Consider the following 12,783-nt stretch of genomic DNA (forward strand, 5'->3'; position numbering starts at 1 on the left):
AGGGGGCTCGTTGTTGTTCTTGTTAAATATTCTGCCTGATATACCGGGCCTGGACGTCCTCGACCCAGTTGCCGACGTTCCACGAGCCGTAAGCACCCATGCCGCCGAGCGGATCTTCGCCCGCGTAGACCGGCACATGCACCAGCGACAGCCCGTCATGGGCGCGTGCCTCGGCCAGCGCCTTGCGCAATTCGTCCGCCGTGGTGCCGCCCCAGACCGCCTTGACGCCCGTCACCGACCCGGCCATGGCGACATAGTCGACCGGCACGCTGTCATTGGTGCGGAATTCGGCCTTGTACTGCGCCATTTGCAGGCCGGTGATCGCCGCCATGCGGCGGTTGTCGAACAGCACGATCATGCCACGCGCGCCGTGCTCGACGCCGTCGATCAGGATCTGCGGGTTCATCATGAAGGAGCCGTCGCCGGTGAAGGCGATGGCGTAGCGCGGGGTCTCCGCAGCGGCGCCCGCAAGCAGAGCCGAGACGGCAAAGCCCATATACGACGCACCGGTTTCGGTGAAGGTGTCGCCCGCCCGGTCGTCCTCGACGATCTGGAAGCCGTTCGCCTGCACGTCGCCCGCGTCGAAATATTTGGCCGCGCCTGCCGATTTGGCGAAGTCGGCGACGATCTTGATCGCGGCGGGCTGGCCGAGCACCGGCTGGCCCCAGACCTCATCCTGCAGCGGAGCGGCCTCGAAGCGCTGCCGCTTGAACGCCTGCCAAGCCGTCTTCTTCTCGCCGCAGGCCTTGAGCCAATCCGCCTTGCGCGCCGGATCGACGGCGTTCGACGCGCCGATGCGATCGAGCAGCCGCCCGATCACCGCCGGGATATGGCCGGGGAGCCCGACCGTATTGGCGTAATGCATCAGGTCGCCCCAGTCGCCATTGATGTTGATGACGGCCTTGGCGCTCGGATAGCCGACGCCGGAGCAGTCGGCCTGACAGACGGCGCGGGTGCCGATGGCGATCAGCAGCTCGGCATTCTCCATGGCGTAATTGCCCGAGATCGAGCCCTTGGAACCGCCGACATGCATGTTCTGGGGATGGCCGTCCGGCAGCACGCCGGTCGAGCCGGGCGACAGCACGACGGCCGCGCCGATGCGCTCGGCCAGCCCGCGCACCAGATCGCCCGCGCCGCGCGTGCCGCCGCCCGCCTTGATGGCGATGCGGTCATATTGCGCGATCAGCTTGACGGCCTCGTCGAAGGCTTCATTGCCCTGCGGCGCCAGAGGCGGCACGGCAAAGCGCTCCGGCAGCGTATCGAGATTGACCTCGGTCAGCTCCGGCTGGGTGTTGAGCGGCAGCAGCAGATAGAACGGCCCCGCCTTATAGGGATGATGCACGCAGGCCGTCCCGCGCCGCAGCGCGTCGCGCAGCGCGCCCGGCGTATGCAGCACATAGGATTCCCCCATCAGCGCGGTGAGGTGGCCGAACAGGCCCTGCTCGCGCTTGGGGATCTGCTGCATGTTGTAGCCCTCGCCCCGCGTCGTCTCATCGCCGTAGATGTGGTAGACGCCGACGCCGTTCGAGGCTGCCGCCAGCGAACCGGCCATGGCCTGCAAGGCGCCCGGCCCGATGGAGGTGACGACGGCGGGCGTCTCGCCATATTGCCAGGCGAGGCAGGTGGCGGCGTGCGCCATCTCGACCTCGTTGCGGCAATTGATGGTGCGGGTGACGCCGGCCTCCTCATAGATGCGGAGCACTTCGCCCAGATCCGTCGAGCCGTGGCCGAAGATGGCGAAATATTTGCGGACGCCTTGCTTCAGGAGGCCCAGGATCAGGGCCTCCGAAAGCGTCACTTCGAGCGTGCCGTCGAGCGCACCCGTCCTTAGCGCCGCGGAAAGGCCGCCCGCCGCCGAGATGGCGCGCGCCCGTTCCGCGATGCGCGTGCGCGGACCTGCCGCGCCTGCGCCGTTCAACATGACAGTCAGTCCTCTTTGGAAAGCGAGGGCATTGTTGTTAAGCGCCCTCTGCCTCGTCTGCGAAAGTCTTGCGGTAGCCGAAGGCCCAGGCGATGCCCTGGACGGCCAGCAGCAGGCTGATCGATCCCCCGAGCACGATCAGCGATGCGTTGTCGACAAAGGTGGAGTAATGGCCGCCCGACATGGTGAGCGAGAGCCGGAAGTTTTCCTCCAGCCGGTCGCCGAGCACCAAAGCCAGCAGCAGCGGCGCCATCTCGTAGCCGAATTTGCGCAGGAAATAGCCGGCGAAACCGGAGATCACCATCACCCAGATGTCGAAGGCGTTGAAGTCCACGCTGTAGACCCCGACCACCGAGATCACCAGAATGATCGGCACCAGATAGACATAAGGGATGCGCAGCAGGTTCACGAAGATGCTGACCAGCGGCAGGTTCAGGATCAGGAGGATGACGTTGCCGATATACATGCTGGCGATCAGCCCCCAGAACACCTGCGGGTTTTCGGTCAGCAGCAGCGGCCCAGGCTGCACCCCGTGAATGGTGAGCGCCGATAGCAGGATGGCGGTCGCCGGGATCGAGGGGATGCCGAGCGCCAGCAGCGGGATCATCGCGGTGCCGGTCACGGCGTTGTTGGCCGTTTCAGGGCCTGCGACGCCGGCGATGGCGCCCTTGCCGAACTGTTCCGGATGGCGGGACAGCTTCTTCTCGACGGCATAGGAGACGAAGGTCGAGACGATATGGCTGACGCCCGGAATGATGCCGAAGATCGAGCCGATCACCGAGCCGCGCGCGATGGCCGGGAAGGACTCGCGCAGGTCCTTGGCCCGCGGGATCAGGTCGCGGAACTTTGGCGTGATCGCCTTGATGGTGTCGGTCTTCTCCAGGTTGGTCAGGATTTCGGAGACGCCGAACAGGCCGATGGCGAGAGCGGCGAAGGAAAGGCCGTCCGAGATGCCGAGGCTGCCGAAGGTGAAGCGCGGAAAGCCGGTGAGCTTGTCCATGCCGACCGTGCCGAGCAGGAGGCCGAGCGAGATCATCGCCGCCGTCTTGATGCGCGAACCCGCCGAGACCAGCGAGATGACGACCAGCGCGAACAGGATCAGCATCACTTCGACCGAGGGTCCGATCTGGATCATCAGCTTGGCGAGCGGCGGCGCGATGAAGATCAGGCCGAGGATCGACACGGAGCCGCCGATGAAGCTGCCGACGGCGGCGACCATCAGGGCGGGACCCGCGCGGCCCTGGCGGGCCATCTCATGGCCGTCGATGCAGGTGACGACCGAAGCCGCTTCGCCGGGAATGCGCACGAGGATGGAGGTGGTCGAGCCGCCATACATCGAGCCGTAGAAGATGCCGGTCAGCATGATGATGCCGGTGGTCGGATCGAGGCCGAAGGTGAGCGGCAGAAGCAGGGTCATGCCGGCGAGTGGCCCAAGGCCCGGCAGCACGCCGACGATGGTCCCCCAGAGGCAGCCGATAAAACAGTATAACAGTCCTTGCCAGGAAAGGGCCGTTCCGAAGCCGTTGACCAGATAGTCGAAACTTGACATGTGATTATCCTAGCAGGATGCCCCAGGGCAGTTGCAGCCCAAGGAGGATCTGGAAAAAGTACCAGATGGCGACCATGCTTACGGCGGAGGAGAGCGCTGCGTAGACGACGTTGATGCGCGCGATCAGAACCAGCAGTACAAAAGCAAAAATCCCCAGGGTGAGGTAGGCGCCGAGCGTTTCGAACAGCGGCGCCACGAACAGCATCGCGACCATGACGATGATGACGTCCCGGTGTCCGAGATCGTGGGTCTCGCCGGTGGGCTCGGAAGCCCAGGTCTGGGCGATGATCCATACGCTGCAGAACAGCAGCGCCAAGGCGAGAAGCATCGGAAAGAAGCCGGGTCCCGGCAGTGCCGTCGAGCCCCACTCCAACTGCGATGACTGGATGATGAAGAACATGGCGATCGCGGCTAGCGCGATACCGCCGGCCAATCCGCAGCGCCGGGTGCAGACCGAGCGCGGCCAGGAGCCGGACTTCTGCGCGGGCGGCAATTCCTCGCTCAATGCCACAGGATAGTCTCCCCATAAAGTGCCGGCGGCGCGGCGCCATCATGCGCCGCGCGGCCGGCCTTGTTCGCGTCGGCTACTGCGTCTTCTTCATGCCGAGCTGGCTCATGACCTCGCCCAGCTTCTTGTCGTCGCTGGCGATCAGCTTGCCGAAATCGGGCGCCGGCAGGAAGGCCGGGCGGAAACCGACGGTCTTGCCGGCTTCGACGAATTCAGGCGAAGCGACGGTCTCTTCGATGGCCTTCTGCAGCTTGGCGACGACTTCCGGAGGGGTGTCCTTCGGGGCCGCGATGCCGCGCCACATGTCGAGCTGGACGTCGAAGCCCTGCTCTTTTGCGGTCGGCACGTCCGGGAAGATTGGATCGCGCTCGCGGCCGAGCACGGCGATGATGCGCAGGTCGCCGCTCTTCACATGCGAGACGAAGGCGGCCGGAAGCTGCACGGCGCCTTCGATGCGGCCGCCGAGCAGGTTGACGGTCGCCTGACCGGTCTGGAAGGGCACGTCGATGGTCTTGGCCCCGACGCTGGCGAACAAAGCCGCCGCCGAGAGGTGGGTGTGGCTGCCGGCACCCGAATTGCCGATGCGAACCTTTTCCGGGTTGGCCTTGGCGTATTCGAGCATTTCCTTGAGGTCTTTCCACGGCGCGTCGGCCTTGACCGCGAGCGCCGGCGTCTCGACGCTCACCCGGGCGACGGGCGCGAAATTGTCATAGGCGAGCGGGAGCTGGCCGGAATAGTAGGTCGTCGACATCTGGTTGGATGTCCAAACGATCGAATAACCGTTCGGCTTCTGCTGCGAGATATGCACGAGACCAGCCGCGCCGCCGGCGCCGGTGCGATTCACCACCGGAACCGCCACGTTCAGGCGCTTCGCAATGCCTTCGGCCAGATGACGGGCCGTCACGTCCGCGGCGCTGCCGGCGCCGAACATCACAGTCATTTCGATCGGCTGCTCGGGAAATTCTGCCCGGCTCGGGGTCGACCCGAGCCCAGTGGCGAATACCAGCGCCGCCGCCGACGCCAGAATTACTCCACGATTTACTTTCGTCATTATGCGTCCTCTCCAATACGGGCTTTCGCCCCAACGCTCGTTTTCTAACTCCAATGAGGGTCCAGCGCCATCTTTTGGCTTAGGCCGCAACGCCCTTAGTGCGCATAGCTCTTTCTGCCAGCGCGGCGAGAATTTTCTCGGGCGTTGCAGGCAAAGACTTTATTCTGACGCCAACCGCGTCATATATCGCATTCATAATGGCAGGCGCGGTCGGGACCAGCGCGGGCTCGCCGATGCCCTTGGCGCCGAGCGGGCTCTTGGGATCGCGGTCCTCGATGATGGTCGTATTGATCTGCGGAATATCCAAAGATGTCGGCAGGATATACTTGGCGAAACCATGGGTCTTGGTGTGGCCCTTGTCGAGCTGATAGTCCTCCATCAGCGCCTGGCCGAGCCCCTGCACCACCCCGCCCTCGATCTGGCCCTCGACGCCGCGCGGATTGATGGCGCGGCCGACATCATGCGCCGCCCAGATGCCGAGCACCTGCACTTCGCCGGTCACCGTGTCGACCTCGACTTCGGCCACCTGGCAGCCGAACACATAGGCCTGCCAGGGGCTGCCGGTGCCGTTGACCGGATCGAGGCCGGTGCCATGCGCGGTGAAGGCGCCCGAGCCGACCGGCACAATGCCGCGCTTCTTGCAGAGGTCGACGGCTTCCTCCATCGACATGCGCAGATTGCTGCCCTCGGACCAGATCTCGCCATTGAAGGCGCGGATGGTCTCGGTCTCGACGCCCCAGACCTTAGCGATTTCGGCATCGAGCTTGGTGCGGGCGTCGCGGCAGGCGAGCGCCACGGAATTGCCGATCATGTAGGTCTGGCGGGTGGCGCCGGCATGGGCGGCCTCCGGCGAGCGGGCGGTGTCGTTGTCGCCGATGGTGATGTCCTCGGGGCGGACGCCCAGTTCCTCGGCGGCGATCTGGGCGAGCACGGTCAGGATGCCCTCGCCGATCTCGGTGACGCCGGTGACGATTTTGCCGGTGCCGCCGTCGTCGAGTTCGGCCCAGGCGCCAGCGCGGTCGATGGTCGCCGTGCGGGCTATGCCGTACCAGGAGGCCGCCACGCCGCGGCCGCGCATTTTCCGCTGCATCATCATGCGACTTCCTTCTTCACTTTGGCGACCGCCGGAGCGAAACGCGCGCCGAGCGTACACGGCGCGCGCGTACCCTCGCCGCCGAGATCGGAGCGGCTTTCGCCGCGCCCCGGCGCGCCGGCCTCCCAATGCGAGGCGGTTTCGGCGGCGTCCAGCACCGTGCCGATCGAGACTTTTCCGAGCGTCTGCTGCGTATGGGTGATCGCCCCGTCCTGCATCATGTTGCGGCGGCGGATCTCGAACGGATCGAGGCCGAGCTTTTCCGCGCAGATATCGAGATGGGATTCCGTCGCGAACTGCGCCTGCATCGCCCCAAAAGTGCGGAAAGCGCCGGAGGGGGTGTTGTTGGTATAGACGCCGATTGTGTCGATCTTGACGTTCGGGATGTCGTAGGGGCCACAGGCCAGGATCGCCGCCTTGCGCATGACGCCCTCGGTGGACATGCCGTAAGCGCCGCCATCGGAGATCATCTTGAATTCGACGGCGGTGATGCGGCCATCGTTCTTCAGGCCCATCTTGTAGGTGATGCGGGCCGGATGGCGCTTGGCCGTCGAGATGATCGACTCCTCGCGGGTGTAGACGAGGCGCACCGGGCGGCCGGATTTCATCGCGGCGAGCGCCAGCATGCCCTGGTAGATCATGTCTTCCTTGCCGCCGAAGCCGCCGCCGACCGGGCTCATGATGAACCGCACCTTGTTGATCGGCTTGTCGATGATCTTGGCCAGCATGTGCCGGTGATGGGTGATGTTCTGGCTCGGCGAAATCACCGTGACGACATCGTCGTGATCGACATAGGCGAGGCCCGCCTCCGGCTCGAGATAGGCGTGCTCGACCTGCTGCGTCTCGTAATAGTCCTCGACGATCAGGTCCGCCTCGGCAAAGCCCTGCTCGACATCGCCCTTGCGGATCGGGATGTGCTTGGTGATGTTGGTCGGCGCGTAATCGTGCAGCACCGGCGCGCCGATCTTCATGGCGTCTTCCGGGTCGAACACCGCCGGCAGCTCGTCATATTCGACCTTGATGAGGCGCAGCGCTTCCTTCGCCGTCAGCACATCCTCGGCCGCGACCGCCGCCACCGCCTCGCCGACATAGCGCACGATGCCGCGCGCCATGATCGGCTGGTCATGCACGAACACGCCAAAGCCGTCCTCGCCGGGAACGTCGGCGGCGGTGATGACGCAGGCGACACCCGGCAGCGCATGGGCGGCGCTGACATCGATAACGCGGATGCGGGCGTGCGGATGCGGGCTGCGCAGCACCTGCATATGCAGCATATCCGGCATCACCATGTCGCCGGCATAGCGCAGGCGGCCGCTGACCTTGCTCGGCGCGTCGAGACGGCGGACATTGTTGCCGATGAAGGAGTTGCCGGCCGGGTCGGGCTCCAGCGCCGCCGCGCTCAGCCGCCCGGCGATGACGTCGCGGGCGATCTCCACGGCCTCGAAAATCTTGGTGTAGCCGGTGCAGCGGCAGATATTGCCGCCGAGCCGTTCCTTGATCTCCTCGATGCCGGCATCCGGGTTCTCCCGCAGCGCCGAGGTCGCGGCCATCACCATGCCGGGGATGCAATAGCCGCATTGGCTGGCGCCGGTCTTGTGAAAGGCGCGCTGCACTTCGGTGAGGTCGCCGCCCTTCGGCGCCAGGCCCTCGATGGTCTCGATGCGCGCGCCGTTCGCCTTGCCGACCGGCATCAGGCAGGATTTCACCAGCTTGCCGTCGACGAAGACCGAGCAGGTGCCGCATTCGCCGGCGCCGCAGCCTTCCTTGGTGCCGGTCATGTTCAAGTCGTCGCGCAGGAAGTCGAGCAGGCGCAGATGCGGCGCGGCCCGGCGCTTCACTGCCCGGCCGTTGATGTGCATTTCGAGTTCGAGATCAGACATGCGCTGCCTCCCTTTGCGCGGGGCCGGGCTGGGGCGCGCCGCAAGCCACCAATGCATCTTCGATCGCTGCTTCGATGAAACCGCGCACCACCGCGCGCCGGTAGTCCCGCCGCGTCCGCGAGGCGACTCGGTCCGCCGGCAGCCCGGCCGCATCGGCGACGAGCTGGCGGGTGATGCGCTGGCCGCGCAGCATGTCCTCGATATCGGTGAGCCGCAGCGGCACCGGGCCGACCCCGCCGAGCGCCAGGCGGACATCTTCGAAAATCTCGCCGCTCGGATCGGTCTTAACGAAAGCCGCCGCGCAGACCGAGGAGATCACCAGCGAGCGCCGCTGGCCGACCTTCTGGAACGAGCCGCCATAGCCCTCCATCGACTCGCAGATGATGGCGGTAACGATCTCATCCGGGCCGAGCGCCGTCTTGCCGGGCCCGCGCAGAAACTCGGCGACCCGCATGGTGCGGCGGACGATGCGGTCGCCGTCGAGCCGGGCCATTTCGATCTCGCCGTTCATGGCGATCACCGGCGGGATGCCGTCGCCGGCCGGAGAGGCGTTGACGATGTTGCCGGCCAGCGTCGCCTGCTGCCGGATCTGGTCGTCGGCGAACCAGATGGCGCAGAACGGCATGGCCGGCAGATGCCGCCGCAGCGTCTCATCTTCAAGAAACTGTTGATAGACCACATTCGCGCCGAGCCGGACCTTGCCAGCCTCGACGGTGTAACCGCATAATTCCTTCACGCGGCTGAGGTCGATCAGCGATGGCAGATGCACGTCGCCAGCGCGGCCTTCGCGAGCCCAGGGCAGGATATCCGTTGCTCCGGCCACTAGCCGGCTGCCGCTTGGAGCGCCCCTCCAGAGCATGAGCGCTTCTTCGAGGCTGGTCGGCATCAGGTAGTGGTCACATGTCAGCATACAGAACTCCGTAAGCACAGCGGGTCTGGTCGAACCGCGGCAGCTCGGTCGTCTGGCAAAGCGCAATATTTGGGAGGCGTCTCCCAACAACGCCGGAGCCTTCCGTTCCGGCATGAGCGGAACGCGGCCCGATCTTGTTAATTGGGGCACGGCCTCTTCAGGACCGTGCCCTAGGATTGGCGCGGGGCGGTTATTCCGCCGCGATCGCCTGGACGGACGCGGCGTGATCGTTTTTGACCACGACCTTGATCGCGTCCTCCACCCGGTCCTTGGCGTAGCGTAGCGCCTCGGGCAGGTCCTTCATCGCGAAGGTATGCGTGTGGATCAGCGTGGCGTCGAAGCGCTTCTGGCGCATAAACGCCTCGGCGCGGTGCGTCGCCGTCTTGCCCTCGCCTCTGATGCCGTAGAGGTAGATGTTGTTGCGCACGATATGCGCGACATCGACCGCCGGGGATTCATGCGGGAAGGCCGCGAGACAGATCTTGCCGCCGCGATTGACCATCTGCGCGGCTTCGTTGATGCCGTTGGCGGCGGCCGAGCATTCGACGACGTAATCGACGCCCTTGCCGTTCGTCAGCCGGCGCACGGCCTCGACCGGGTCCTCGTTGCGGACGTTGATGACGTAATCCGCGCCCAGCTTCTTGCCGATCTCGAGGCGGTTGTCGCGCGTGCCGGTCAGGATGACGGGCTGCGCGCCGAGCGCCTTGGCGACGGCGACCCCCAAGAGGCCGATCGGGCCGGGGCCGGTGACGACGACGCTTTCGCCCGCGACCAGGCCGCCGAGTTCGGTCAGCCCGTACATGGCGGTGCCGGCGGTCACGACGAGGGTTGCCTCCTCGTCCGACATGCTGTCATCGACATGGATCAGCGTGTTGATGTTGTTGACCTGGTACTCGCCGAAGCCGCCATCGGTGGTGAAGCCGTTGGCGCGGTGACCCTTGTTCACCTCGCCGTAATTCTTCCCGTAATTGTGGCAGGCGGTGTACATGCCCTCGCGGCAGCGCTTGCACTGGCCACAACCGGCGTGAATTTCAACGGTGACGCGCTCGCCGATCTTATACTCGTCGACGCCGGGCCCGAGCGCGACGACCGTGCCCATATATTCATGGCCGGGCGTAAAACCCTTGTTGAAAGGAAGGCCCCCCTGGATCTGGGCAGGGGGGCCATTATGGATGATCTCAAGATCGGTAGCGCAGATCGCCACCGCATCTATGCGCACCAGCACTTCCGCCTTCGCCGGAACCGGCACTGGCTTATCTTGGTAAGTGAGCTGGCCGGGATCACCCAAAACCCATGCTTTCATCATGTCCGGGATTTTATATTCCGGGCTCGTTTTTACGCCTTCAGGCATGGGCATGACATAAACTCCCTTTGTCCCTTCAAAGGGACGTTTATCCGTTTAAACCCGGTTCGGTGCCGCGCCGTCCTTCGGCGAGCCCAACCGTTCGGAAATCGTTGCCGCGCAGAGCTTGACCGCGAGCTTGACCTTCTCGCGCAGCTTGCCCTTGGCGCGCATCTGCGGCATCGAGCAGCTCACGGCGGCGATGACCGCGCCGGCATGATCGCGCACCGCCGCGCCGATGCAGACGACGCCGGGCTGGAATTCCTCATTGTCGATCGAGAAGCCGTTGCGGCGCGTCAGCCGAAGATCCTCCATCAGCCCGGCGATGGTGCCGATGGTCTTTTCGGTGAAGCGCGGCAAGCCGTGATTGGCGATGACGCGGGCGATCTCCGGCTCCGGCAGCCAGGCGAGGATCGCCTTGCCGGTCGCCGTCGCATGGGCGGCATTGGACTTGCCGATCGCATCCGAGCCGACGCGGACCGGCAGCCGCGCGTCGAGCTTGGCCAGCGTCACCAGCGCATAGCCCTGCATGACGGCCAGATGCACGCTCTCGCCTGTCGTGTGGTTGAGCTGGCGCAGCTCCGGCATGGCGATTTCGGAAATGTTGAACTGCTTCAGCCTGGAATTGGAGAGCTCCAGGATGCGCGCGCCGAGAAAATAGGTGCGGGCGCGGCGGTTGCGGCCGACATAGCCGCGCTTGACCAGCGTCGCCAGCAGATGGTGGCAGGTCGAGCTGTTGAGCCCTGACTGCGCGGCGATCTCGCCGAGCGGCAGCTCCGAATTGGCGGCGGCGAGAATGTCGAGCAGATCGAGCGCCCGCTCGATGGACTGGATGGTGCGCGCGCTCCGGATCCCCTCCGAAACAGCCTGTGGCAGAGCCGCGCCGCCGGCGCCGCTTTCCACCATTGGACTGTTATTTACTCCAGGGATCTTCACGAAGAGTGGCTCCAAATCTTGGCTCCGTCGGTGATCGATTTGAAACACGACTGATCGAGCAATGTCAAACGCCATTCGCCATTATCGAATGAAATTTGACATTGTGAAATTATCGTCCGGAAGCGGGACGGTTTATGGCAAGCCGGAGCCTATTCGCGAGCGGAAACCGCGCAAAAAAGCCCGCCGCGCCGGTGCCGGCGGGCGGGCGATGGGGCATTCGGCCGGGAGGCGCGGGGCGAATCCGCGCTTCCCGCCCGACGCGATCGGAGCGCGTGCCTTCGAGCGGTTGAGATGGAGCGGCCCAGCGCGCGGCGTCTCTCGTCGTACCGAGCCGCCATCGACTCTCCCATCGGGAGATGGTGGCGCGCGAAGCGTGCCGGGTGAGGGGGTAATGCCTATCGGTTGGCAAGGTCCGTCCTACCGATAGGGATTACCCCCTCACCCTGTCCCTCTCCCCATTGAGACATTTGCGTATCGAAGGTCCTCTCCCGTCGTCCCGGACGGCCGTCAGGCCGAGCCGGGACCCAATCATATTTCCGCTATCGCGGCGGCAAGTGGAGAGGCGAGTAGGCCCGGCTCTCACGGCCGGGGCGAATGATTCGAAGTTTTGCAAAGGGCTCCCACGGGAGAGGGAACTCGGCTGCCGGCGTGCTTTACGGCTTCCTGCCCCGCTTCAACGGGCCGGCGGCGGCACCGGCGCCGCGGCCTCGAAGCTCGGCACCTTGGACGGCGTCACGTCCCAGGCGGAGCGATTCTTCGTGAACACCACCATTTGCGGCTCGAACCAGTCGCGCTCCTCCATGCAGCCGACCGCGAGCCCGATAAGGCCGGGGCGGGCGCTATTCTCGCTGAACAGGCGGCTGCCGCAGACCGGGCAGAAATGCCGGGTCACCAGATTGCCGCTATCGGCCGTCACGGAAAAGCTCCGGGTTTCGCCATGAAGGGCGACGCCGTCGGCCTTGAAGAAGGCGAGCGACATATGACCCGTTCCGGAAGCGCGCTGGCAATCGCGGCAATGGCATTGCGACATCCGCACCGGCTCGCCCGCAACCTCGTAAGAGACTGCGCCGCATAGACATTTACCCGTCACAAAGGCCCCGTCTGGCATCTTTGATCCTCCCCATTGACGTGGTCCCAATGACCTCTTCATATCATCGCTTCGCCGGGCGGGCGAACACTTGGCCGCGCCGGCAAATTATGGCTGCGGCGCAAGGTCCAACGCCTCGAACACGCCCCGCCGGGGCCTTACATATGCCATTGCGGCGCATATAATAATTTGAGCAGGGCCGAATGAGGTGGATGACAAGCCAAGGCTTGCCCCGGATGCTGAACCGCGATGCGGGACGGCTTGCGGGGCTTCATTGTGCAAAAAATCCACAAGCCTATGAAAAACCGCTAGAGTAGACGCTAAGAAGCGCCTAAGCGCCCCATGGGAGGCGAGCATGGACTACAACAGGATTTTCGACGACCGGCTTGGCCAGATCCACGCCGAAGGCCGCTATAGGGTCTTTGCCGATCTGAAGCGCCGCTGCGGCGCCTATCCGCAGGCCGACCAGTTCGCCGACGGCCAGGCGCGCCCGGTGACGGTCTGGT

At 65.1% G+C, this 12,783-nt stretch carries 10 protein-coding genes; all 10 read right to left on the reverse strand.

From position 1 onward, the window contains the following. Positions 1–22: 22 nt before the first annotated feature. The 10 genes from BLEFHOIH_RS19460 to BLEFHOIH_RS19505 all read right to left on the reverse strand — a co-directional run bounded on the left by BLEFHOIH_RS19460 (position 23) and on the right by BLEFHOIH_RS19505 (position 12,340). Positions 23–1,921, reverse strand: a complete 1,899-nt coding sequence (locus BLEFHOIH_RS19460; RefSeq protein ID WP_088347688.1) for a thiamine pyrophosphate-dependent enzyme — start codon at positions 1,919–1,921, stop codon at positions 23–25. Positions 1,922–1,958: 37 nt separating this feature from the next. Then, entirely contained in the window at positions 1,959–3,470 is a 1,512-nt protein-coding gene (locus BLEFHOIH_RS19465; RefSeq protein ID WP_088347689.1) for a tripartite tricarboxylate transporter permease, read from the reverse strand. A gap of 4 nt (positions 3,471–3,474) precedes the next feature. Then, the gene (locus BLEFHOIH_RS19470) at positions 3,475–3,981 is read right to left on the reverse strand and encodes a tripartite tricarboxylate transporter TctB family protein (protein WP_125461805.1); all 507 of its coding nucleotides are present in this window, start codon (positions 3,979–3,981) and stop codon (positions 3,475–3,477) included. A gap of 73 nt (positions 3,982–4,054) precedes the next feature. Next, the gene (locus tag BLEFHOIH_RS19475; protein WP_088347691.1) at positions 4,055–5,029 is read right to left on the reverse strand and encodes a tripartite tricarboxylate transporter substrate binding protein; all 975 of its coding nucleotides are present in this window, start codon (positions 5,027–5,029) and stop codon (positions 4,055–4,057) included. Between the two features lie 79 nt (positions 5,030–5,108). Continuing rightward, entirely contained in the window at positions 5,109–6,125 is a 1,017-nt protein-coding gene (locus BLEFHOIH_RS19480; RefSeq protein ID WP_210191576.1) for a molybdopterin cofactor-binding domain-containing protein, read from the reverse strand. Beyond that, the gene (locus tag BLEFHOIH_RS19485) at positions 6,122–8,002 is read right to left on the reverse strand and encodes a molybdopterin cofactor-binding domain-containing protein (RefSeq protein ID WP_088347713.1); all 1,881 of its coding nucleotides are present in this window, start codon (positions 8,000–8,002) and stop codon (positions 6,122–6,124) included. Before BLEFHOIH_RS19485 ends, BLEFHOIH_RS19480 begins: the two co-directional genes overlap by 4 nt. Next, positions 7,995–8,912 carry an FAD binding domain-containing protein gene (locus BLEFHOIH_RS19490; RefSeq protein WP_088347692.1) on the reverse strand — a complete coding sequence of 306 codons (918 nt, stop codon included), beginning with the start codon at positions 8,910–8,912 and terminating at the stop codon, positions 7,995–7,997. The genes BLEFHOIH_RS19485 and BLEFHOIH_RS19490 overlap by 8 nt, the downstream gene beginning before the upstream one ends. A 190-nt stretch (positions 8,913–9,102) precedes the next feature. After that, positions 9,103–10,269: a zinc-binding dehydrogenase gene (locus BLEFHOIH_RS19495; protein ID WP_088347693.1), complete on the reverse strand. Its 1,167-nt coding sequence runs from the start codon at positions 10,267–10,269 to the stop codon at positions 9,103–9,105. Between the two features lie 42 nt (positions 10,270–10,311). Further along, positions 10,312–11,160: an IclR family transcriptional regulator gene (locus BLEFHOIH_RS19500; protein ID WP_170937270.1), complete on the reverse strand. Its 849-nt coding sequence runs from the start codon at positions 11,158–11,160 to the stop codon at positions 10,312–10,314. A 703-nt stretch (positions 11,161–11,863) separates the two neighbouring features. Then, positions 11,864–12,340, reverse strand: coding sequence for a GFA family protein (locus BLEFHOIH_RS19505; RefSeq protein ID WP_348626058.1), 477 nt, complete (start codon positions 12,338–12,340; stop codon positions 11,864–11,866). Between the last annotated feature and the right edge of the window lie 443 nt (positions 12,341–12,783).

The sequence above is a fragment of the Rhodomicrobium sp. R_RK_3 genome (assembly GCF_002198715.1).
Classification (GTDB): Bacteria; Pseudomonadota; Alphaproteobacteria; order Rhizobiales; family Rhodomicrobiaceae; genus R-RK-3.